Annotated in this window: 18 protein-coding genes and 1 tRNA gene; 10 read left to right on the plus strand and 9 right to left on the minus strand. The window is 65.2% G+C overall.

From position 1 onward, the window contains the following. Positions 1-235: 235 nt before the first annotated feature. Both ACTIEY_RS15145 and ACTIEY_RS15150 read left to right on the plus strand, forming a co-directional pair. A complete protein-coding gene (locus tag ACTIEY_RS15145) occupies positions 236-1,789 on the plus strand; it encodes an MBOAT family O-acyltransferase (protein WP_439519956.1) in 1,554 nt (517 codons plus the stop codon). After that, positions 1,764-2,864 carry a hypothetical protein gene (locus ACTIEY_RS15150; RefSeq protein WP_439519957.1) on the plus strand — a complete coding sequence of 367 codons (1,101 nt, stop codon included), beginning with the start codon at positions 1,764-1,766 and terminating at the stop codon, positions 2,862-2,864. Before ACTIEY_RS15145 ends, ACTIEY_RS15150 begins: the two co-directional genes overlap by 26 nt. A gap of 35 nt (positions 2,865-2,899) precedes the next feature. On the opposite strand, the gene ACTIEY_RS15155 is transcribed toward ACTIEY_RS15150, so the two are convergent. From ACTIEY_RS15155 to ureC, 5 genes are all read right to left on the minus strand, one after another. Further along, positions 2,900-2,987, minus strand: a tRNA-Ser gene (locus tag ACTIEY_RS15155). A gap of 39 nt (positions 2,988-3,026) precedes the next feature. Then, positions 3,027-3,698 carry an urease accessory protein UreG gene (gene ureG, locus ACTIEY_RS15160; protein WP_439519958.1) on the minus strand — a complete coding sequence of 224 codons (672 nt, stop codon included), beginning with the start codon at positions 3,696-3,698 and terminating at the stop codon, positions 3,027-3,029. A gap of 19 nt (positions 3,699-3,717) precedes the next feature. Next, a complete protein-coding gene (locus ACTIEY_RS15165; protein WP_439519959.1) occupies positions 3,718-4,434 on the minus strand; it encodes an urease accessory protein UreF in 717 nt (238 codons plus the stop codon). After that, positions 4,421-4,972, minus strand: coding sequence for an urease accessory protein UreE (gene ureE / locus ACTIEY_RS15170; RefSeq protein WP_439519960.1), 552 nt, complete (start codon positions 4,970-4,972; stop codon positions 4,421-4,423). The genes ACTIEY_RS15165 and ureE overlap by 14 nt, the downstream gene beginning before the upstream one ends. Positions 4,973-4,980: 8 nt before the next feature. Further along, entirely contained in the window at positions 4,981-6,699 is a 1,719-nt protein-coding gene (gene ureC / locus ACTIEY_RS15175; protein ID WP_439519961.1) for an urease subunit alpha, read from the minus strand. A gap of 472 nt (positions 6,700-7,171) precedes the next feature. On the opposite strand from ureC, the gene ACTIEY_RS15180 reads away from it, so the two are divergent. Beyond that, complete coding sequence (locus ACTIEY_RS15180) at positions 7,172-8,104, plus strand: hypothetical protein (protein ID WP_439519962.1); 933 nt, start codon at positions 7,172-7,174, stop codon at positions 8,102-8,104. 18 nt (positions 8,105-8,122) lie between these two features. Here the strand turns inward: ACTIEY_RS15180 and ACTIEY_RS15185 are convergent, their stop codons facing one another. From ACTIEY_RS15185 to ACTIEY_RS15195, 3 genes are read right to left on the minus strand one after another with little or no spacing between them, the layout of a single operon-like run. Next, positions 8,123-8,431 carry an urease subunit beta gene (locus ACTIEY_RS15185; protein WP_439519963.1) on the minus strand — a complete coding sequence of 103 codons (309 nt, stop codon included), beginning with the start codon at positions 8,429-8,431 and terminating at the stop codon, positions 8,123-8,125. A gap of 14 nt (positions 8,432-8,445) precedes the next feature. Continuing rightward, entirely contained in the window at positions 8,446-9,018 is a 573-nt protein-coding gene (locus ACTIEY_RS15190) for a HupE/UreJ family protein (protein ID WP_439519964.1), read from the minus strand. Between the two features lie 11 nt (positions 9,019-9,029). Continuing rightward, positions 9,030-9,332, minus strand: a complete 303-nt coding sequence (locus tag ACTIEY_RS15195) for an urease subunit gamma (RefSeq protein WP_439519965.1) — start codon at positions 9,330-9,332, stop codon at positions 9,030-9,032. A 107-nt stretch (positions 9,333-9,439) separates the two neighbouring features. Between ACTIEY_RS15195 and ACTIEY_RS15200 the strand changes: the two genes are divergently transcribed. The 7 genes from ACTIEY_RS15200 (at position 9,440) to urtE (ending at position 19,917) form a co-directional block, all read left to right on the plus strand. After that, entirely contained in the window at positions 9,440-12,922 is a 3,483-nt protein-coding gene (locus ACTIEY_RS15200; RefSeq protein ID WP_439519966.1) for a hybrid sensor histidine kinase/response regulator, read from the plus strand. Continuing rightward, positions 12,906-13,949 (plus strand): response regulator, encoded by a 1,044-nt coding sequence (locus ACTIEY_RS15205; protein WP_439519967.1) that lies wholly within the window; start codon positions 12,906-12,908, stop codon positions 13,947-13,949. The genes ACTIEY_RS15200 and ACTIEY_RS15205 overlap by 17 nt, the downstream gene beginning before the upstream one ends. Before the next feature lie 146 nt (positions 13,950-14,095). Then, a complete protein-coding gene (gene urtA / locus ACTIEY_RS15210; RefSeq protein ID WP_439519968.1) occupies positions 14,096-15,388 on the plus strand; it encodes an urea ABC transporter substrate-binding protein in 1,293 nt (430 codons plus the stop codon). A gap of 175 nt (positions 15,389-15,563) precedes the next feature. Then, a complete protein-coding gene (urtB, locus tag ACTIEY_RS15215) occupies positions 15,564-17,138 on the plus strand; it encodes an urea ABC transporter permease subunit UrtB (RefSeq protein WP_439520303.1) in 1,575 nt (524 codons plus the stop codon). Beyond that, positions 17,135-18,262, plus strand: coding sequence for an urea ABC transporter permease subunit UrtC (gene urtC / locus ACTIEY_RS15220; protein ID WP_439519969.1), 1,128 nt, complete (start codon positions 17,135-17,137; stop codon positions 18,260-18,262). Before urtB ends, urtC begins: the two co-directional genes overlap by 4 nt. After that, on the plus strand, positions 18,259-19,134 hold the full coding sequence (urtD, locus tag ACTIEY_RS15225) for an urea ABC transporter ATP-binding protein UrtD (RefSeq protein ID WP_439519970.1): 876 nt from the start codon (positions 18,259-18,261) through the stop codon (positions 19,132-19,134). Before urtC ends, urtD begins: the two co-directional genes overlap by 4 nt. 90 nt (positions 19,135-19,224) lie before the next feature. Next, positions 19,225-19,917 carry an urea ABC transporter ATP-binding subunit UrtE gene (gene urtE, locus ACTIEY_RS15230; RefSeq protein ID WP_439519971.1) on the plus strand — a complete coding sequence of 231 codons (693 nt, stop codon included), beginning with the start codon at positions 19,225-19,227 and terminating at the stop codon, positions 19,915-19,917. A gap of 18 nt (positions 19,918-19,935) precedes the next feature. Here the strand turns inward: urtE and ACTIEY_RS15235 are convergent, their stop codons facing one another. Continuing rightward, a complete protein-coding gene (locus ACTIEY_RS15235; RefSeq protein ID WP_439519972.1) occupies positions 19,936-21,621 on the minus strand; it encodes a response regulator in 1,686 nt (561 codons plus the stop codon). Between the last annotated feature and the right edge of the window lie 104 nt (positions 21,622-21,725).

A 21,725-nucleotide genomic window follows, 5' to 3' on the forward strand; every position in this document is an offset into this window, starting at 1 on the left:
GGCGCAAGTTCTCGGCCAGGAGGCCGTCCAGTGGCTTGATGTATGCAGTTCTTTCGATCCATGAATGACGGGCTCTAGGGGCCCGTTTTTCATGTGCGAGGATCGGCTCAGCGCAGCGCTTTTTTGGAATCGCTCGGCGAAACGTTTCGGATAGACTGCCACGGGCCTGCGAAAGAAGGCTCGCTGACGCCGTCAAAGCCTCGCCGATACCGTGCTCTTCAACTCATACGCCTTCTTGCTGGTCTACCTGCCCATTGTGCTGTGCGGGTATTTTGTGGCCGGCCGTCTCAACAAGCTGGCCGCCGCCGCCTGGTTGTTCGGGAGCTCGGTGGTGTTCTATGGCATGTGGGACGCCCGATACGTTGCGCTGCTGCTGACCTCCATCACGTTCAACTATGTGATCGGCACGAGTCTGGCGACGTCGGTGTCGCAGGGGGCCAGGCGTCGGGCTTCGACGCTGATCCGGGTGGGCGTGATCGGCAATCTCTGCGCGTTGGGCTATTTCAAGTACGCCAACTTTTTTCTCGACAGCGCAGCCCTCGTTGCCGGTGCGGATTGGCAGATCGAGAAGATCGCGCTTCCAATCGGCATTTCCTTTTACACGTTCACGCAGATCGCCTTTCTGGTCGATGCCTACCGAGGCCAGGTTCGTGAGGTCAATCCCGTTCACTACGGCTTGTTCGTCACCTATTTCCCTCATCTGATCGCCGGCCCCATCCTGCATCACAGGGAGATGATGCCGCAGTTCGCCGATGCCAAAGCTTATGAACCGAGGTGGCGATGTTTCGCCCAAGGCATCGCGATATTCGCCATAGGTCTGTTCAAGAAGGTGGTGATCGCCGACGGTATCGCTCCCTATGCGAGCCCAGCGTTTGCAGCTGCGGCGGCAGGTCAGAGCCTGAATTTCTTTGAAGCATGGGGAGGTGCCTTCGCGTACACCTTTCAACTCTATTTCGATTTTTCCGCGTACTCCGACATGGCCATCGGACTGTCCCGGATGTTCGGCATCCGGTTGCCCATCAACTTCAATTCACCTTACAAAGCAACCAGCATCATCGACTTCTGGAGACGGTGGCACATGACGTTGTCGCGCTTCTTGCGCGACTACCTCTACATCTATCTGGGCGGCAACAGGCACGGAAAGACAAGGCGCTATGTGAATCTCTTTCTCACGATGGTCATTGGGGGCCTTTGGCACGGAGCAGGATGGACTTTCGTGGTGTGGGGTGCCTTGCATGGCTTCTACCTGATGGTGAATCATGCGTGGCGCGGCTTCTGGCGGCGAGCGGGACACGATGCATCCGCACCGCGATGGCACTGGAAGCTGTTCAGTACCGTCCTGACCTTTCTGGCCGTCGTCGTTGGGTGGGTATTTTTCAGGGCGGACAATCTGGGCGCCGCAGTGTCTATGACACAGTCAATGGTCGGGTTGCATGGCTTCGCCCCGGCAAATGCTCAGTGGGGCACGCTACCTGTTTACAGCCAGCTGGAGCCAGGCATCCTGCCGACGGTGCTGGCCCTTTTCGGAGCCCTGCCCGCTTACACCCATGCCGAGTTGGTCTCCCTGTCCATGCTTTTTTCGCTGCTTGCATGTGCATGGCTGATCTGGAGTTTCCCCAATTCTCAGCAGATCATGGTGGATCACGAGCCTGCCCTGGGAGAGGTCGCGTCCGATGGTCGTTTGCGCTGGAAACCGACTTGGGTGTGGTCGATCGCCACTTCCATCACCTTGATCGTCGCCTTGACCCAGATGGATAAAGTCAGTGAGTTTCTCTATTTCCAGTTCTGAGTCGGACCGCGGCTACGTCCTCGGGACCTTGATCCTGACGGGCTTGGCCGTGTTGTTTTTCTTCGCGATCGGGGTCAGGATGCAGCCTCTGGAGGGCGATCTGACCCGCATCGGATCGTACGCGGAGAAGGATTTCGGATGGAATGGCGAGCAGGCCCTGTTTGTGCGACCTCTCTACACGCAGGGCACTTACGAGCATCCGCACGATGTGGTGGTGGTTGGCGATTCCTTCTCGCTCTCGCGTCCGCTGGCTCAGTGGCAGAACCATTTGGTGGCTTCAACTGGCATGTCCCTGGTGACGCTGGACGTCGGAAAGAATCCCCTGCGGGATGTCCTGGCAAAGCAGGTGTTCCAGCAGCATCCCCCCAGATACCTCATCGTGAGCTTTGTCGAAAGGAACTTTCCCAACCAGATGCGTGGCGCCGCTGATTGCCTGCCCGAACTTGCCGCGACGTCCGTGGCGCGGCCGCAGTTGGAAAAGGCAGGCGAAGTGCAGAAGACGGCCGCTGGTTCCGCATCTCAACTCGCGAAGCGTCCGACCGATTGGCCGGACCTGCGAGATGTGAAGCCGTCGCTAGGTGCCACCCATCTGTATCTGGGCGCCATGCGTTCCCATTGGAATATTGAAAGAACGAACGCGCTGACTGTGAAGCTGGCTCGTCCGGATCTTTTCACGAATGCGCTCTCCGATACCACTCTGATTTACAAGGGAGATTTGCAGAAGATCGCCCAGTGGGATCCCGTTTCGCAGAACGATCTGCGTTGCAGGATCGACACCCTCTGGCGACAGATCGAGGGGCCGGGTCGCACGAAACTGATTCTTTTGATTGCTCCAGACAAATTGACCGCCTACAGTCCCTGGATTGCCGATAGAAGAATCAACGGCCTGAGTTCGTTAGCGACCATCGCGGAGAGTTATCCGGACCTGTTTCCTCGGCTGGACGATTCGCTGAAAAGAGTGATTGAGGCAGGTGTGCAGGATGTGTACCTGCCCAACGACACGCATTGGGGTTCTTCGGGTCACACAACGGTGGCCCACACGCTTGCGGCGTTCATCCGCGATTACGAACGATAGACCCGATGCGCTCGGGAAAAAGATCGGTCTGAGAGTGGCGGAGACGGTGAGATTCGAACTCACGGACGGTTGCCCGTCGGCAGTTTTCAAGACTGCTGGTTTAAACCACTCACCCACGTCTCCGGGTGCGAAAGCAATGGCCGCGATTCTAGCCTGCGCGATTCAGGCGAGTGCGGGTTCGGCCTCGCGAAGCATGCCGCGCGTCTCGATGAATTTCACCACTTCCTCCACGCCCGAGCGCGTCTTGAGGTTGGTCATCACCCAGGGGCGTCGCGCGCTGTCCGGGCGCATGCGGGCGGTGTCGGCCTTCATCACGTCCAGGTCGGCGCCGACGTGCGGCGCCAGGTCGGTCTTGTTGATGACGAAGAGATCGCTTTTGGTGATCCCCGGTCCGCCCTTGCGTGGAATCTTCTCGCCCGCCGCGACGTCGATTACATAGATGGTGAGGTCGGAGAGTTCGGGGCTGAAGGTGGCGGCCAGGTTGTCGCCGCCGGATTCGATGAACACCACGTCGGCGTCGGGGAACTGTTCAAGCATGCGGTCGATGGCTTCGAGGTTGATCGAGGCGTCTTCGCGAATGGCGGTGTGCGGGCAGCCGCCGGTTTCCACGCCCATGATGCGCTCGGCCGGCAACGCGCCGCTCACCGTCAGCAGGCGCTGGTCTTCCTTGGTGTAGATGTCGTTGGTGATGGCGACCAGGTCGTAACGCTCGCGCATCGCCTTGCACAGCATTTCCAGCAGCGTGGTCTTGCCCGAGCCGACCGGGCCCCCGATGCCCACGCGCAGCGGCGGCAGACTTTTGGTGCGGTGGGGAATGTGGTGCAGGGCGTTCATGGATGTCTCCTTGTCGTTGTCACGAGCGGAACAGTCGAGAGTACTGCGTTTCGTGTCGCGCGGAAAGAATGGCCAGCAGGGGTGTGAAGGCCTGGCGGCGGTCGTCGGTCAGGGCCATGGCATGGTCCACCGCATCGGGAATCTGCCGGGCCAGGCGCGCCAGCATGCGCTGGCCGGCGCTCTGGCCCAGTGGAACGGATTTGATGGCGGCCTGCACCATGTTTTCTGTCCAGCCGAAGGCGTAGCCAAGCAGGCTGTCGCGCACGCTCGCGTCGGTGCGCGCCGCAGCGCAGGCGCATGTCACGGGGTAGGTGGGCGGGTCCAGGCGAGCCGCCTGCAGCTGTTCGAACACGCCCTCGCCCAGATCGCCGAGCTGTCGCGCCCACTCCAGCAGGGAGCGCCCCATCTGCTCGCTTTGCAGGCGGAACTCCAGCGTTTCACGGGTGTGCAGCACCCAGCGGTTGAGCGTGCCGATGCGCTCAAGGTCGCCGCCACGCCAGGCCGCAATCGCCTGCGCCACGACCGCCAGATCGGCGCGCGCAAGACCCAGGTGCAATTGATCGGTGAGCCAGTTCGCGGCGCTCGCTTCGTCTGACACGAGTCCGGCGTCCACCGCGGCTTCGAGCCCTTCCGAATACGAGAATCCACCCACCGGCAACGCGGGCGAAGCCAGCCACAGGATCTGCAGCAGACCCGCAGCCGAGCGAACCGGGGCCTGCGCTTCAGGCGTGGTCATGCCCGTGCTTGTGGTGGGCGTGACCGTGGTCGTGCGCGTGACCGAGGGTGTGCCCGGTGCCATGCGCGGAGCCCTGTGCGCCGTACGCGCCAGCCTCGGGCTCGAACGGCTCGCGCACCTCGACCACATCGAGGTGCATGGCCCGCAGCATGTCGGCCAGCACGTGGTCGGGCTCGATCTTGAGATGGTCCGGCCGCAGTTCGATCGGCACATGCCGGTTGCCCAGGTGGTACGCAGCACGCATCAGGTCGAAGGCCTGGTCCTGGGCAGGATGGTCCGGGCACGCGGTGATGCGCAGCACGGGCTGCGGCGCGGCCACCACGCGCAGCAACGAACCGTCCTGGGTGAGCAGCACGTCGCCGCCGCGCACCACGGTGCCACGGGGCAGAAACACGCCGACATGGCGCTCGTCGGATGCGGTGGCGTCAAAGCGGCTCTTCTGGCGCACGTCCCAGTCGAGCACGAGCTGGGCGGCGCGCTGCACCAGGCTGGGCGCCAGGCCCTTGCCTTGGGGAATCAATTTGGAGACTTGCAACATCGATGGATTCAGAACAGGAAATACCGCTGCGCCATGGGCAGGACGCTGGCGGGTTCGCAGGTGAGCAACTGGCCATCGGCGCGCACCGCATAGGTCTGCGGGTCGATCTCCATCCGCGGCAGCAGGCTGTTGTGGACCATGTGAGCCTTGGTCACCCCGCGGCAATGCTGCACAGCCACCAGCGGCTTGTGCAGACCGAAGCGCTCGCCCACACCCGCGGCCAGGCCTGCCTGCGAGACAAAGGTGAGGCTGCTTCTGGCCATGGCACCACCGTAGCTGCCGAACATGGGCCGGTAGTGCACGGGCTGCGGTGTGGGAATGGACGCGTTCGGGTCGCCCATGGCCGCCAGCGCGATGCTGCCGCCCTTGAGAACGATCGTGGGCTTGACGCCGAAGAAGGCGGGTTTCCACACCACCAGGTCGGCCCACTTGCCCACTTCGAGCGAGCCGACCACATGCGAGATGCCGTGGGCGATGGCCGGATTGATGGTGTATTTGGCGATGTAACGCTTGACTCGGAAGTTGTCGTTGCGTGAACTGTCTTCGCTCAGCGTGCCGCGCTGGCTCTTCATCTTGTCGGCCGCCTGCCAGGTGCGGATGATCACCTCGCCGACCCGCCCCATGGCCTGGCTGTCGCTGCTCATCATGCTGATGGCGCCCATGTCGTGCAGGATGTCCTCGGCCGCAATCGTCTCGCGGCGGATGCGGCTTTCGGCGAATGCCAGGTCCTCGGCAATGCCCGCATCCAGGTGGTGGCACACCATCAGCATGTCCACGTGCTCGTCCAGCGTGTTCACCGTGTAAGGCATGGTGGGGTTGGTGGAGGAGGGCAGGAAGTTCGCCTCGCCCACCACCCGGAGGATGTCCGGCGCGTGGCCGCCGCCGGCGCCTTCGGTGTGGAAGGCGCACAGGCTGCGGCCCTTGGTGGCAGCGATGGTGTTTTCCACAAAACCCGATTCATTGAGCGTGTCGCTGTGGATGGCGACCTGCACATCCGCCGCCTCGGCCACGCTCAGGCAGTTGTCGATGGCCGCCGGCGTGGTGCCCCAGTCTTCGTGCAGCTTCAGCCCGATCACACCCGCGTTGATCTGTTCGTGGAGCGCGGCCGGCAGGCTGGCGTTGCCCTTGCCGAGAAAGCCGAGGTTCATCGGCAGGCCGTCGGCGGCCTGCAACATGCGTTCGATGTGCCAGGGGCCCGGTGTGCAGGTGGTGGCGAAGGTGCCGGTGGCGGGGCCGGTGCCGCCGCCGAGCATGGTGGTGATGCCCGACGTCAGCGCTTCGTCCACCTGCTGTGGGCAGATGAAGTGGATGTGGCTGTCGATGCCGCCGGCCGTGACGATGTGACCTTCGCAACTGATGACCTCGGTGCCCGGACCGATGACGATGTCCACGCCGGGCATGGTGTCGGGGTTGCCGGCCTTGCCGATGGCCACGATGCGCCCGCCCTTCAGACCGATGTCGGCCTTGACGATGCCCCAGTGGTCGATGATCACTGCGTTGGTCATCACCGTGTCCACGGTGCCTTCGGCGCGGGTTCGCTGCGATTGCGCCATGCCATCGCGGATGGTCTTGCCACCGCCGAACTTGACCTCTTCGCCGTAGCCCCCTGCCGCGAGCGTGTAGTCCTTCTCGATCTCGATCATCAGCCCGGTGTCGGCCAGCCGGAGGCGGTCACCGACGGTGGGGCCGAACATGTCGGCATAGGCGTTGCGGGAAATGGTGCTCATGAATCTTTGCCCTGCGAGGTGGTCGGCATGCGTTGCGGCGTGGTTCGGCGTGTAAATGGCATACACACAAGGTTGCACGTTGCATCAATGCCTAACGGTTGTCGGCGCTGACTTGGCCTACAGTCGATCGATCAGATTCAGCACAGATCGTGCCAGCCCCTTCGTCCATCGACAGCCCGATGCGACGCCTGAACCATCCCTTCACACCCCGACCGAACCCATGCGTGATTCCGCCATTTCCTTGCCTGTTTCCCTGCGCACCAGCGCCCTTGTTCTTGCACTCGCGGCCCTGGCGGCATGTGGTGGTGGTGGTGGAGACACCGCGGGCGGCACGGGGGGCTCGGGAGGAGGCGGAGGTGGTGGCAGCGGCGGGGGTGGAGGCGGAGGCGGGGGAACGGTTGTAACACCCGGTGCCCCTGGAACGCCTGGCACATCGGGCGGCCAGGTCGCCGTCCCCGCAGCCGGGCAGCCTGTGGACACCAGCCAGCCCGACCAGGTGGTGGGCACCGGCACGCCAGCCAGTTGCACCGGGCAGGCGGTCATCAGTGCGGTGGCGCAGGGCGGCAAGATCCGTTTCAACTGCGGCCCCGATCCGGTGACCATCACCCTGGGTGCCACGGCCAAGGTGTTCAACAACCGCCCGGATGTGACCCTGGACGGCCAGGGTCTGGTCACGCTCAGTGGGGGTGGCTCGCGTCGCATCCTCTACCAGAACACCTGTGACCCGGCCCAGGTCTGGACCACGCCGAACTGCAACGACCAGGAGACGCCTCGCCTCACGGTGCAGAACATGCGCTTTGCCAACGGCAACTCCACCGGTGAAACGGCCGAAGGCGGAGGTGGCGGCGCCATCTTCGTGCGCGGCGGCCAGTTCAAGATCGTCAACAGCGTCTTCACCAACAACCGATGCGATCCCACCGGGCCTGACGTGAGCGGCGGCGCCGTTCGCGTGCTCGACATGTACCAGGACCGGCCCGTCTATGTCGTGCAGAGCACCTTCGGCGGCAGTGCGGGACTGGGCAACAGTTGCTCCAACGGCGGTGGGCTCGGCAGCATCGGGGTGTCGTACAGCATCTACAACAGCCTGTTCACCCACAACACGGCCGTGGGCAACGGCGCCAACCCTGCGCAGCCGGGTACGCCGGGTGGGGGCAGCGGCGGTGCCATCTACAACGATGGCGGCACCTACACCCTGTCCATCAATGGCAGCGTGGTCAGCGACAACACGGCCATCGAGGGGGGCAGCGCGGTGTTCTTCGTGGGGCTGTCCGGCTTCATGAACCTGACGGACTCGGTCTTCGTGCGCAACCCCGCCTCGCGCTTCGGCACCAGTGGGCTCCCGGGCTTCTTCGTGTTGGCTTCGCCGGGTCAGCCAGTGGTGACCCGCACCACGATCTCCTACTGATCGGACGGGCGATGCCCGTCAGCCCAGCGCGCCCTGCGTGAGGCCGCGAAAGCCGAACACGGTGCGCGAGCCGGCGTAGTCCACCAGTTCCACGGTGCGTTGCTGGCCGGGCTCGAAGCGCACGGCGGTGCCGCTGGCGATGTTCAGGCGCATGCCGCGCGCTGCGTCGCGGTCGAATTCCAGCGCACCGTTGGTCTCGGCAAAGTGGTAGTGCGAGCCGACCTGGATGGGCCGGTCGGCCGTGTTCTTCACCACCAGGGTGAGCGTGCGACGGCCGGGATTGAGCGTGTGTTCGCCCGCGTCGGTGAAGAGTTCGCCGGGGATCATGCGGTGTCCTTGCATCAGCTGGTCAGCAGGCCCCAGGCCATGTTCAGCCCCATCAGGGCCACGATGGCACCCACCACGCGCGGCAGCCACTGGCTGGCGCGCTTCATGCCCAGACCCAGCCCGATGCCAACGGCATGCAACAAGGCGGTGCCCAGCACCATGCCGGCCAGCGCAGCACCATCCGCCAGCTCCTGTCCATGCGCCGCGCCGTGGAACAGCGCGAAAGCGCCCACCAGCACCGCGCCGGCCGCCTCGGGCAGCTTTACCTGAGCCGCCAGAAGCAGTCCCACCACCAGCATGGAGGCGGCGATCATGGGTTCGATGGCCGGGAAAGCGACGCCGGCCTGCGCCATGAGCGCTCCCGCGAGCAGGAGTGACGCGAACGACACGGGCGCGACCCACAGGCGGCGCGTGGTCATGGCGCTCCACACGCCCACGGCCAGCATGGCGGCCAGGTGGTCCAGCCCGGTGATGGGGTGCAGGAAGCCCATGAGCAGGCCGCCGTGGTCGTGGGCGTCGCCCACGTGGGCGGCAGCCGAAAACGACAGGGCGGCGAGGGTGATGGCGATGAGGTGTCGGTGTGTCATGGCGGGCTGCTTCATGGAATCGGTTGGTGCACGGTCACGAGTTTCGTGCCGTCGGGAAAGGTCGCTTCCACCTGGATGTCGGGAATCATTTCGGCGATGCCTTCCATCACGTCGGCGCGGGTCAGCACGTTGCGCCCTTCGCTCATGAGCTGGGCGACGTTCTTGCCATCGCGTGCGCCTTCCATCACCGCCGCGGTGATGAGGGCGATGGCTTCGGGGTGGTTGAGCTTGAGTCCGCGCGCCTTGCGCCTTTCGGCGAGCAGGGCGGCGGTGAAGATCAACAGCTTGTCTTTTTCCCGGGGCGTGAGTTCCATGGTGGTGCGCTTGCTCTGCGGTCCTGTTTGAAAGGCTGATCAGCAATTCCCATGCCCTGGCCCGGCGCGTGGCATGAAAGCTGCACAAACCCGGTGTGAACAACGCCTTGCCCGACTCCCTTGCGACCGACCCGGCCGAGCCAGCCGCGCCGCAACGCATCATCAAGGTGCGTCGCGACTACAACAGCTGGGTCGGCAGCGAGACCATGGAGGACTACGCGCTGCGTTACACGCCGCAGCGCTTTCGCAAGTGGTCGGAATGGCGGGTGGCCAACACCGCGTTCGGGGCGGCGTCGTTCCTGATTCTCGAAGCCGTGGGAGCCACCTTGCTCGTTCAGTACGGCTTTGTCAACGCGGCACTGGCCATCCTGTGCACCGGCCTCATCATCTTCCTGGCCGGCCTGCCCATCAGCATCTACGCCGCGCGCCATGGCATCGACATGGACCTGCTCACCCGGGGCGCAGGCTTCGGCTACATCGGCTCGACGATCACCTCGCTCATCTACGCGTCGTTCACCTTCATCTTCTTCGCGCTCGAGGCGGCCGTCATGGCCTACGCGCTCGAGCTCGCGCTCGACATTCCGCCGGCCTGGGGCTACCTCATCTGCGCGCTGGTGGTGATTCCGCTGGTGACCCACGGTGTCTCCGTCATCAGCCGTTTCCAGGTCTGGACCCAGCCGCTGTGGCTGGTGATGATGGTGGTGCCCTTCGTCGCTGTGGCCGTCATGGCCCCCGAAGCATTCACCAATGTGGTGCGCTATGGCGGCGAATCTGGTGCGGGTGCGGTGTTCGACTGGCACCTGTTTGGTGCAGCCCTCACGGTGGGCATTGCGCTCATCACGCAGATGGGTGAGCAGGCCGATTACCTTCGCTTCATGCCCGCCAAGGAGCCCGGCAAGTCCCTGCGCTGGTGGCTCGGGGTGCTGGCCGGGGGGCCCGGCTGGGTGGTGCTCGGTGTCATCAAGATGCTGGGAGGCGCCTTGCTCGCCTACCTGGCCATCAGCCACATGGTGCCGCCCGAACGCGCGGTGGATCCCAACCAGATGTACCTGGCGGCCTACGAATTCGTGTTCTCCGACTACGGCTGGGCGGTGGCGGCCACGGCGCTGTTCGTGGTGGTCTCGCAACTGAAGATCAACGTGACCAACGCCTACGCGGGCTCGCTGGCCTGGAGCAACTTCTTCTCACGCATCACCCACAGCCATCCGGGGCGCGTGGTGTGGGTGGTGTTCAACACGCTGATTGCCTTCATGCTCATGGAGATGAACGTGTTCCAGGCGCTCGGGGAAGTGCTGGGGCTGTACTCCAACATCGCCATCGCCTGGATCATGGCGGTGGTGGCCGACCTGGTCATCAACAAGCCGCTGGGCTGGTCGCCCAAGGGCATCGAGTTCAAGCGGGCCTACCTCTACGACATCAACCCGGTGGGCGTGGGTGCGATGGGCCTGGCCTCGGCCCTGTCCATCGTGGCACACATGGGTCTGCTGGGTCCGGGGGCAGAGGCGTTCTCTGCGGTGATCGCGATGGCCACGGCGCTGATCGCGGCACCAGCGATTGCGTGGCTGACCAAAGGCCGGTACTACATCGCTCGAGCCGCCGCGAAAGGGTGCGGAAGTTGTGCGGAGGGATCACTGCCACGGTACACCGTGCAGCGGTGCGTCATCTGTGAACGGGAATACGAAGCGCCCGACATGGCGCATTGCCCTGCGTATCAAGGCCACATCTGCTCGCTGTGCTGCACGCTGGATGCGCGCTGCGGTGATCTTTGCAAGCCGCACGCGCGCCTGTCGGAGCAATGGATCGGTGCGCTGCGGCACGTGATGCCGCGCAGCGTCTGGCCGTACCTGGAGGCGGGCCTGGCGCACTACCTGCTGCTCATGATGGTGATCGCGCCGGTGCTCGCGGCGGTGCTGGGCCTGCTCTACCGGCAGGAGGTGGAGGGACTGAGCCAGGGGCTGGGCGTGGCGGCCAATGTGTCGCTGCTCGACGCGGCCTTGCGTTCGGGCTTCGTGCGCGTGTACGCGGTGCTGCTGCTGATCGCGGCGACGGTGGCCTGGTGGCTGGTGCTGGCGCACAAGAGCCGCGAGGTGGCGCAGGAAGAGTCGAACCGGCAGACGCGCCTGCTGATGCAGGAAATCGAATCGCACCAGCGCACCGACGAGGCCCTGCAGCAGGCGCGTCACGCGGCCGAGCAGGCCAACCAGGCCAAGACGCGATACATCTCCACCATCAGCCATGAGTTGCGCACGCCGCTCAACAGCATCCTGGGCTACGCGCAGCTGCTGCAGGAAGACACCGGCATGGCGCCGCACCGCGCGCAGGCCATCCGCGTCATCCACCGGGGTGGCGAGCATCTGCTCTCGCTCATCGAAGGCACGCTGGACATCGCGCGCATCGAGTCCGGCAAGCTTGCACTGGACGTGCGGCCCATGGCATTTGCCGGCGTCATGCAGGAAGTCGCCAGCATGTTCGAACTGCAGGCCGCTGCCAAGGGCTTGCGCTTCGTGTTTGAAGCAGGCGCTCGCCTGCCCGACGCGGTGCGCGCCGATGAAAAGCGCCTGCGCCAGATCCTCATCAACCTGCTGGGCAACGCGGTGAAGTTCACCCGCGCAGGGCAGGTGCGCCTGCGCGTGACGCACGCGCGCGAGATGGCGCAGTTCGAGGTGCACGACACCGGGCCGGGCATGAGCGCGCAAGACCTGGAGCGCGTCTTCGAACCTTTTGCGCGTGGTCAGGGTGATGCCGTGGGCTCGGTCACCGGGAGCCCCGGCACCGGCCTTGGCCTGACCATCGCGAAGATGCTGACTGACCTCATGGGCGGCGAGATGACGGTGCGCAGCACACCCGGGCAGGGCACGGTGTTCACGGTGCGCCTGTTCCTGCCCGAGCTGCACGGCGTGGTGCTGCCCGGCCCGCAGGCGGTGGCGCAATTTGCCGGCTACAGCGGCGATCGGCGGCGCGTGCTGGTGGTCGACAACGAAGAGGCCGACCGCGAGCTGCTCTCGCGTTGGCTGGCACCCTTGGGCTTTGACGTGATGCTCGCCACCAGCGGGCTCGATGCGCTGGCGCTGCTCGACGGCCTTGAACCCGGCGCGCCCGGTGCGCCGCACGCCATCTTCATGGACCTGGCCATGCCGGGCATCGACGGCTGGGAAACCCTGCGCAGGCTGCGCGCGCGTGGCTGGGGCGAGGTGCCGCTGGCCATCGTGTCGGCCAACGCGTTCGACAAGGGGCTCGACAACGACCTCGGACACAAGCCACAGGACTTCTTCGTCAAACCGGTGCGGCGCGACGATCTGCTGCACTGGCTGGGCCAGCGGTTGTCGCTGGCGTGGATCTCGGAGGCCTTGCCGGATTCACCTGTGGAAACCCAGCTGGTTGCCGCGCCCGCCAGCCGCGCCGAGCTCGAACCCCTGCTCGAACTGGTTCGCCTGGGCTACTACAAAGGCATCGTGCAGTGGCTCGATGAATGGGTGCTGCGACGCCCCGAGCAGGCGGCGTTCGCGCAAAGCCTGCGCACGCTGGCGCGCGAGTTCCGTTTCGAAACCATCGAACAGCAATTGCTTCAGCACTATGCCGCACCCGGTTGAACCCCACGCCACGTCCGCGGGTTTCGCGCCCGCGCCGCTGCAGCTCACCGATTCGCTGGTGGTGCTGATCGTGGACGACGTGCCCGACAACGTGGCGCCGCTGCACGACGCGCTGGACGAGGCCGGTTACACGGTGCTGGTGGCACTCGACGGCGAAAGTGCCATCCGTCGCGCCACGCAAGCGCTGCCCGACGTGGTGCTGCTCGACGCGGTGATGCCCGGACTGGATGGCTTCGAAGTGGCGCGCCAGCTGAAAGCGCAGCCGGCCACGGCGCACATTCCCATCATCTTCATGACCGGTCTCACCGACACCGAACACCTGGTCGCCGCGCTGGACGCCGGGGGTGCCGACTACGTCACCAAGCCCATCAAGCCGCGCGAGGTGATGGCCCGCATGGGCGTGCACCTGCGCACCGCGCGCCACGTGCGCCAGGGCGCGGTGGAACGCAGCCAGGCGCGCAACGCGCTCGATGCCTTTGGTTACGCCACCATCACCGTGCGCGAACGCGACGGCCGCCTGATGTGGCAGACGCCACTGGCACGCGACCTGCTGCGCAACTACTGTGGCACCGAGGCGCCCACCACACCGCCGGCCGTACTGCAATGGCTTCGCCGCCACCTGGGCGAGGCGCTCGACCAGCGCGAGCCACCGCGCCTCACGCTGGAGAACGGCCCCAGGCGCCTCACCTTCCGCCTGCACCAGCGCGTGGGCGACCAGGACGGGGGCGAGGAGGGCGCGGAAGCCGGCGGCGACTGGCTCATCGTGATGCAGGAGACATCGGACGCCAGCGTGCTCTCCAGCCTGGCGGGTTCCTTCGGCCTGACCGCGCGCGAGGCCGAGGTGCTGTACTGGGTGGTCAAGGGCAAGATCAACCGCGACATCGGCGACATCCTGGGCGCCAGCCCCGCCACCGTGAAGAAGCACCTGGAGCGCATCTACGCCAAGCTAGGTGTGGAGACGCGCACCGCCGCTGCCGCCATGGCCATCAACCGCGTGCCTCTGTTGCAGCCGCAGCACGGAGGCTGAGCACACGGCGTACGCCACCCGGCGTACATACACCAACAGGGCCTCTCCCTAGCATCCAGTTGTCCGCTGTGCCACGTCCGAAGAGGGCAGCCGGCGGCGCCAACACCCACCCCCTTCACGGGACCACAGGAACACTGGAGAAGCGCATGTCGAACACCCCCCGAAACACCCGCCGTTTCACCCTCAAGACCCTCTCGGCCGCTGCCATGGTGGCCACGCTGGGCGGCCTGTCCGCCCTGCCGGCCCACGCACAGAGCACCATCAAGGTAGGCGTGCTGCACAGCCTCTCGGGCACCATGGCCATTTCGGAGACCGTGCTCAAGGACGTGGCCCTGATGGCCATCGACGAGATCAACGCCAAGGGTGGCCTGCTGGGCAAGAAGCTCGAGCCGGTGGTGGTGGACCCTGCCTCCAACTGGCCGCTGTTCGCCGAGAAGACCAAGCAGCTGCTGACGCAGGACAAGGTGGCGGTGGTCTTCGGCTGCTGGACGTCGGTGTCGCGCAAGTCGGTGCTGCCGGTGGTGGAAGAGGCCAACGGCCTGCTGTTCTATCCGGTGCAGTACGAAGGCGAAGAGCTGAGCAAGAACGTGTTCTACACCGGTGCCGCGCCCAACCAGCAGGCCATTCCCGCCGTGGAATACCTGATGAGCAAGGACGGCGGCTCGGCCAAGCGCTGGGTGCTCCTGGGTACCGACTACGTGTACCCGCGCACCACCAACAAGATCCTGCGCGCCTTCCTGAAGAGCAAGGGTGTGGCCGATGCCGACATCATGGAGGAGTACACCCCCTTTGGTCACTCCGATTACCAGACCATCATCGCCAACATCAAGAAGTTCGCGTCCGCCGGCAAGAAGACGGCCGTGGTCTCCACCATCAACGGCGACTCCAACGTGCCGTTCTACAAAGAGCTGGGCAATGCCGGCCTGTCTGCCAAGGATGTGCCTGTGGTGGCCTTCTCCGTGGGTGAGGAAGAGCTGCGCGGCGTGGACACCAAGCCGCTGGTGGGTCACCTCGCCGCCTGGAACTACTTCATGAGCATTAAGAGCCCGGCCAACACCGAGTTCGTCAAGAAGTGGAGCGACTACGCCAAGGCCAAGAACATCGCCGGCCACAAGGACAAGCCCCTGACCAACGACCCGATGGAAGCCACCTACATCGGCATCAACATGTGGGCGCAGGCCGTGACCAAGGCCAAGTCGACCGACACCGACAAGGTGATTGCCGCCATGGCCGGCCAGACCTTCAAGGCACCGGGTGGCTTCACCAGCACCATGGACAAGGAAAACCACCACCTGCACAAGCCGGTGTTCATCGGCGAGATCAAGGCCGACGGCCAGTTCAACGTGGTGTGGAAGACGCCGGGCCCGGTGGTCGCCGATCCGTGGAGCGATTACATCGCCGAGAACAAAGGCAAGAAGAACGTCCCGGAGAAGAAGTAACTCCCCCCTGCGCCGCTGACGCGGCTTCCCCCCTCTCTGGCGCGCCTTCGGCGCTGGGAGGGGGGACGGCAGCTTGGGCCGGCGGAGCCGGACCCTCATTGCCCCTGGATGTGGCGTGTTGGCGCGCCTCCGAGTCTGGTTTTTAGGGAACGTTATGAAGATTCATGGGCTCCGGATGTTGGGGCTGGGGCTGGCCGTGTGGATGTCGCTGGGCGCGGCCCAAGCGCTCACCCCAGCCGACGCGCTGGCGGTGGTCGATGGCGACACCGACACCCGCATCGATACGCTGAATCGTCTCGCCGCCGATCCGGACGAGAAGGCTGCCGCCCTGATCAAGGCCATGGCGGCCGAAGCCGTGCGCGTGCAGGGCGAGCGCGTGCTGCTGGTGGAAGGTGACGGCGCCGTGGATGCCGTGACCGGTGAGAAGCTCGCCACGCTGCCGGAAGACGCCAGCGACATCATGATCAACAACCGCCTGCGCAGCGCGATGGAAACCGCGCTGGCCGGCATGGAACTGGTGGGCGCGCCGCCCGAGCGGCAGCGCGAAGCCGCGCGGACGCTGCAGCGCACGGCCTTTGAGGAACCCGATTCGAGCCAGCTGCCGCTGATCGAGAAGGCCCTGGCGGGTCAACTGGACGAGCGTGCGCGCCAGAGCCTGGAGCTGGCGCAGGCGGCCGTGTTGCTCGCCAGCGAGGACCCGGCGCAGCGCCTGGCGGCCGCGCAGAAACTCGGCGAAGCCCGCCAACCCATCGTTCGGCCGCTGTTGCTGCAGCAGCTGGAAAAGGAAACCAGCGCCGAAGTGAAGGCCGCGCTGGATGCTTCTCTCAAAGGCATCGACCGCACGCTGGCGATCGGCAGCGCGCTCGCCCAAGCCTTCACCGGCATCAGCCTGGGCTCCATCCTGCTGCTGGCCGCGCTGGGCCTGGCCATCACCTACGGCCTCATGGGCGTCATCAACATGGCGCATGGCGAGCTGATCATGATCGGCGCCTACGCCACCTGGCTGGTGCAGACCTTCTTTCGCCAGTCGCTGCCCGAGTATTTCGACTGGTACCTGCTGGTGGCCATGCCGGTGGCGTTTCTGGCTTCTGGCCTCGTGGGCGCGGCCATGGAGCGATCGGTGATCCGTTTCCTCTACGGGCGGCCGCTGGAGACACTGCTCGCTACGTGGGGCATCAGCCTGGTGCTGATGCAGGCCGTGCGCAGCCTGTTCGGCGCGCAGAACGTGGGCGTGGAGAACCCGTCGTGGATGAGCGGGGGCATCACGCTGCTGGGCAACCTCAACCTGCCCTGGAACCGCATCATCATCATCGGCTTCGCGCTCGCGGTGCTGCTGGGCGTGGCGCTGCTGATCGGCAAGACGCGCCTGGGGCTGTTCGTTCGCGGCGTCACGCAGAACCGGCCCATTGCGTCCTGCATGGGGGTGAACACCGCGCGCATCGACACCTACGCGTTCGCACTGGGCTCGGGCATCGCAGGGCTGGCAGGTTGCGCCCTGAGCCAGATCGGCAACGTGGGCCCCGACCTGGGCCAGAACTACATCGTCGACTCCTTCATGGTGGTGGTGCTGGGCGGTGTGGGGCAGCTCGCGGGCACGGTGTACGCCGCGCTGGGCCTGGGCATGCTCAACAAGTTCATCGAAGGCTGGGCCGGTGCGGTGCTGGCCAAGATCGCGGTGCTGGTCTTCATCATCGTGTTCATCCAGAAGCGGCCGCAGGGGATCTTTGCGATGAAAGGAAGGGAGGCATGAGCTCGACCCCCGTCAATCCTGTGGTGCTGCCTTCATCTGGCCCGCTGCTCACCCGCGCCGGCTGGAGCGCCTTCGTCGTCGCCTTGCTGGTGGTGTGCGCACTCGCGCCGCTGCTCAACCTGTTCGTGCCCGCCGGCAGCGCCTTCCACCTGAGCGACTACATGCTTGGCCTGCTGGGCAAGATCATGTGCTACGCCATCTGCGCGCTCGCCATGGATTTGATCTGGGGCTACACGGGCATCCTGAGCCTGGGGCATGGCCTGTTCTTCGCGCTCGGTGGCTACGTGATGGGCATGTACCTCATGCGCCAGATCGGCACCGACGGCAACTACAAGAGCGAGCTGCCCGACTTCATGGTGTTCCTGGACTGGAAGGAACTGCCCTGGCACTGGGCGCTCTCCGACAGCTTCATTGCCACGCTGCTGTTGATCGTGCTGGTGCCGGGCCTGGTGGCGTTCGTCTTCGGCTACTTCGCCTTCCGTTCGCGCATCAAGGGCGTGTATTTCTCCATCATCACGCAGGCGCTCACGTTCGCCGCGTTGCTGCTGTTCTTCCGCAACGAGACCGGCTTTGGCGGCAACAACGGTTTCACCGACTTCAAGCGAATCCTCGGCCTGCCACTGGCCACGCCGGGCATGCGCATGACGCTGTTCGTGCTGACCGGCCTCACGCTGCTGGGCTTCTTCCTGTTTGCGCGCTGGCTGGTCAACAGCAAGTTCGGTCGTGTGCTGCAGGCGGTGCGCGACGCCGAGAGCCGGGTCATGTTCTGCGGCTACAACCCGCTGCCCTACAAGCTCACCATCTGGACCATTTCGGCCGTGATGTGCGGCGTGGCCGGTGCGCTGTATGTGCCTCAGGTGGGCATCATCAACCCCGGCGAGATGAGCACGGCCAACAGCATCGAGATCGCCATCTGGGCGGCGGTGGGCGGGCGCGCCACGCTGGTGGGCCCGATCATCGGCGCCTTCATCGTCAACGGCGCCAAGAGCTGGCTGACGGTGAGCTTCCCCGAGTACTGGCTGTATTTCCTGGGGGCGCTTTTCATCGTGGTGACGCTCTTCATGCCGCAAGGCGTGGTGGGGCTCGTGAAGAAACTCCGTGGCGGCAAGGGAGAGCGTGCATGACGCCCGATCTGATGGAAGAGGGCGCGCAGCGCCTGGAGAAACTGGGCGCGACCGGACCCGGCGGCCACACGGAATCGGGCGGCCGTGCCGCAGGCTTCTCGCGCCTGGTGACGCCGGGTGAAGTGGACACGACGCACGGCCGCATCCTGTACCTGGAGGGCGTGAACGTCAGTTTCGATGGCTTCAAGGCCATCAACAACCTCTCGCTGGACATCGCGCCCGGTGAACTGCGCTGCATCATCGGTCCCAACGGGGCGGGCAAGACCACGATGATGGACATCATCACCGGCAAGACCCGACCTGATTCGGGTCACGTTTTCTTCGGCAGCACCATCGACCTGCTGCGCTACCGCGAAGCGGAGATCGCTGCCATGGGCATTGGCCGCAAGTTCCAGAAGCCGACCGTGTTCGAGCACCTCAGCGTGTTCGAGAACCTTGAACTCGCGCTGGCCACCGACAAGCGCGTGCGGCGCTCCATGGTGTTCAGCCTCACCGGCGAAGAGAAAGACCGCCTGGGCGAAGTGCTGCAGACCATCCACCTGGCCGACAGCGCCGCGCGACTGGCCGGCAACCTCAGCCATGGGCAGAAGCAATGGCTGGAGATCGGCATGCTGCTCATGCAGGACCCCAAGCTCCTGCTGCTCGACGAACCCGTGGCGGGCATGACCGATGAAGAAACCGAGCGCACGGCGCAACTGTTCCTCACGCTCAAGGGCAAACATTCGCTGATGGTGGTGGAGCACGACATGAGCTTCATCCGCACGATTTCGGAGAAGGTGACGGTGCTTTGTGATGGCGCTGTGCTGGCCGAGGGCACGCTGGACCAGGTGCAGGCGGATGAGCGCGTGATCGAGGTGTACCTTGGACGCTAGCAGCTCACCGTTCGCCCTGAGCTTGTCGAAGGGCCCCCCACAACCTGGGCACGAGGGCTTCGACAAGCTCAGCCCGAATGGAGTTTTGTGATGCTCGAAGTCAAGGACATCAACCAGTACTACGGCGGCAGCCACATCCTGCGCAACGTCAGCCTCACCGCCGAGCTCGGCCAGGTCACCGTGGTGCTGGGTCGCAACGGCGTGGGCAAGACCACGCTGCTCAAGTCGCTCATGGGCCTGGTGCCGATCAAGAGCGGCAGCATCACGCTCGATGGCGAATCGATCGCGACGGCCACCCCCTATGAGCGGGCGCGCAAGGGCGTGGGTTTCGTGCCGCAGGGGCGGGAGATCTTTGGCCGCCTCACCGTGCACGAGAACCTGCAGATGGGCCTGGCCACCAAGAAGGGCGGCACGCCGATTCCGGCCGAGTTGTACGAATTGTTCCCGGTGCTCAAGCAGATGCTCGGACGGCGCGGTGGCGATCTTTCTGGTGGTCAGCAGCAACAGCTTGCCATCGCGCGTGCCCTCGCGGCCGGGCCGAAACTGCTGATCCTGGACGAACCCACCGAGGGCATCCAGCCCAACATCATCAAGGACATCGGCAAGGTCATCCGGATGCTGGCCGACCGCGGCAACATGGCCATCGTGCTGGTGGAGCAGTACTACGATTTTGCCGAGGCGCTGGCGGATCGCTACCTGGTGATGGAGCGCGGGGAAGTCATTGCGTCCGGGCCGGGCAGCGAGATGGCCGAGAAAGGTGTGCGGCAGCTGGTGGCCATCTGAACGGACGGCGGGGCTTTCTCACACGGGCTGAGCGGCGTCCAGAAGCCCTTGGCGACTGACCGGTTTGTACCCTGCCGGCAGCGACACCGCGCCGGGTTCTGCCGCACCCGCGGTCTGCTCGCCCAGGCGGGCCATGCGGGCATCGGTGTGGAAGCGCTGGCGCAAGGCGTCAGCGCGTTCCTGCAGCGAGGGGAATCCACTCATGCGTTCGCTGTAGCGCTGCAGAACCTGGTGCGCGGATTCGATGAGCTTGGCATTGCCACTGCGGTCACCGGCGTCGAGCAGTTGCTCCACCGTGCCTTGCGGATCGCCCTTCAGGCTGAGCTTCATGGCTTCCTGGGTGATGCGCAGGACCTCGCCATGCCCCGCGCGGACGCGCTCTGCATGGTCGCCGTTGCCAGCGGCCGCGCAGGCGAGCAGCTCGGTCATGGCGCGGTTGGTGCAGAAGCGCAGCGCCATCGCGTCCACGGCAGCTTCGGCCTCGTACAGCGGCAGTCCCCGCGAAACCAGTCGGCTCATGAGCGCCAGCAGGTTGCAGGCCGATTCGAAATCGAAGGCGGGGAGCAGCACGTCGTTGGCCAGGCGGCGCACGTCGTCCTGCGCGCGTGCCGTCTGCTGCTGCAGCAGCGCCAGCAGGCTCTCGGCCATGTTCAACAGCCGGTGTGGCCGCGCCGGCTCGGGGCTGCGGTCTCGCAGGCGGGTGAGTTGTTCCACGGTGCGCTGCAGGCCGCGCTGGTCGTTGTTGTCCAGCCGGGCGAACGCGAGCAGCAGCAGGGCCTGCGGGTCGAACATCTTGGAGTCCAGGCCCAGCCGTGTGGCGCGATCGAGCATTTCGATGCCCTCGCTTTTTTCCCCGGAGTAGTAAGCCAGCATGCCGTGCTTGAGCAGCCGGCTGATGGAACCGGGCGTGAGGCGCGTGGCCATCTGGTAGGTGGACAGCGCGTTCTGGAAATTGCCCAGCTCGAACTGCGCGCGGCCCATCACGTCGTACGCATCGGCGTAGGCGTCGTCGTCGCGGATCAGGCTCTCCAGCGTGGTGGCGGCCTTGGCGGGCTGGCCACTCTCCAGTTGGGCGCGCGCCACGCCCAGGCGGGCCCAGGGCAAGGTCTTGGCCTCGATCACCGTTTCGAAAAGCGTCTGCGCTTCGCCCATCCGGCCCAGTCGCAGCAACAACTCGGCACCGATGCGTGCCGCGTAGAGCCAGTAGGTGTCGCGCGATTCAAAGCGTTGCTGGCACAGCGCCGCCGCTTTTTCGAAGTCCTGTGCATCGATGGCCGAGAAGATGGAGCGCAGGGCCTGCTTGCGCTCGCGCGCCTGGAAGATGCGGTCGGCCAGTCGCGCGGCGGTGTGGGGTTTGAGCAAGTAGGCGTCCAGCGCCGATTCGGCCGCTTCGGCCACCTTGCTGTAGGTGGCCTCGGCCGTGATCATGACGAACACGGTGTGGAACGGCAGCAGCTGGTTGCGCCGCAGGTCGTCCAGCAGATCCTGGCCCGATCCCGACTCGCGTTCGAAATGCTGTTCGCAGATCACGACGTCGAAACTGGTGGCTTCGAGCTTGCGTCGGGCGTCCAGCAGGCGCGAGCATTGGGCCACGTTGCCCACGCCCAGTTCTCGCAGCTGGGCGATCAGGATGGAGCGTGACTGCAGGTTGCCTTCGATGACGAGGGCGCTGGCGTCGTGAAGGCTGCTGGGAGCGGCGGGCATGGCGGGAAGCAGGTGAAAACAGACGCAGAGAGGCCTTCTGCACCGATTGTGGGCGTCGCACCTTTCCCGCCATGGGTCGATGAACCGGGCAAAAGCCGTCCAGT

The sequence above is a fragment of the Hydrogenophaga sp. genome, from assembly GCF_051858985.1.
In the GTDB taxonomy this organism is placed as follows: Bacteria; Pseudomonadota; Gammaproteobacteria; order Burkholderiales; family Burkholderiaceae_C; genus Hydrogenophaga.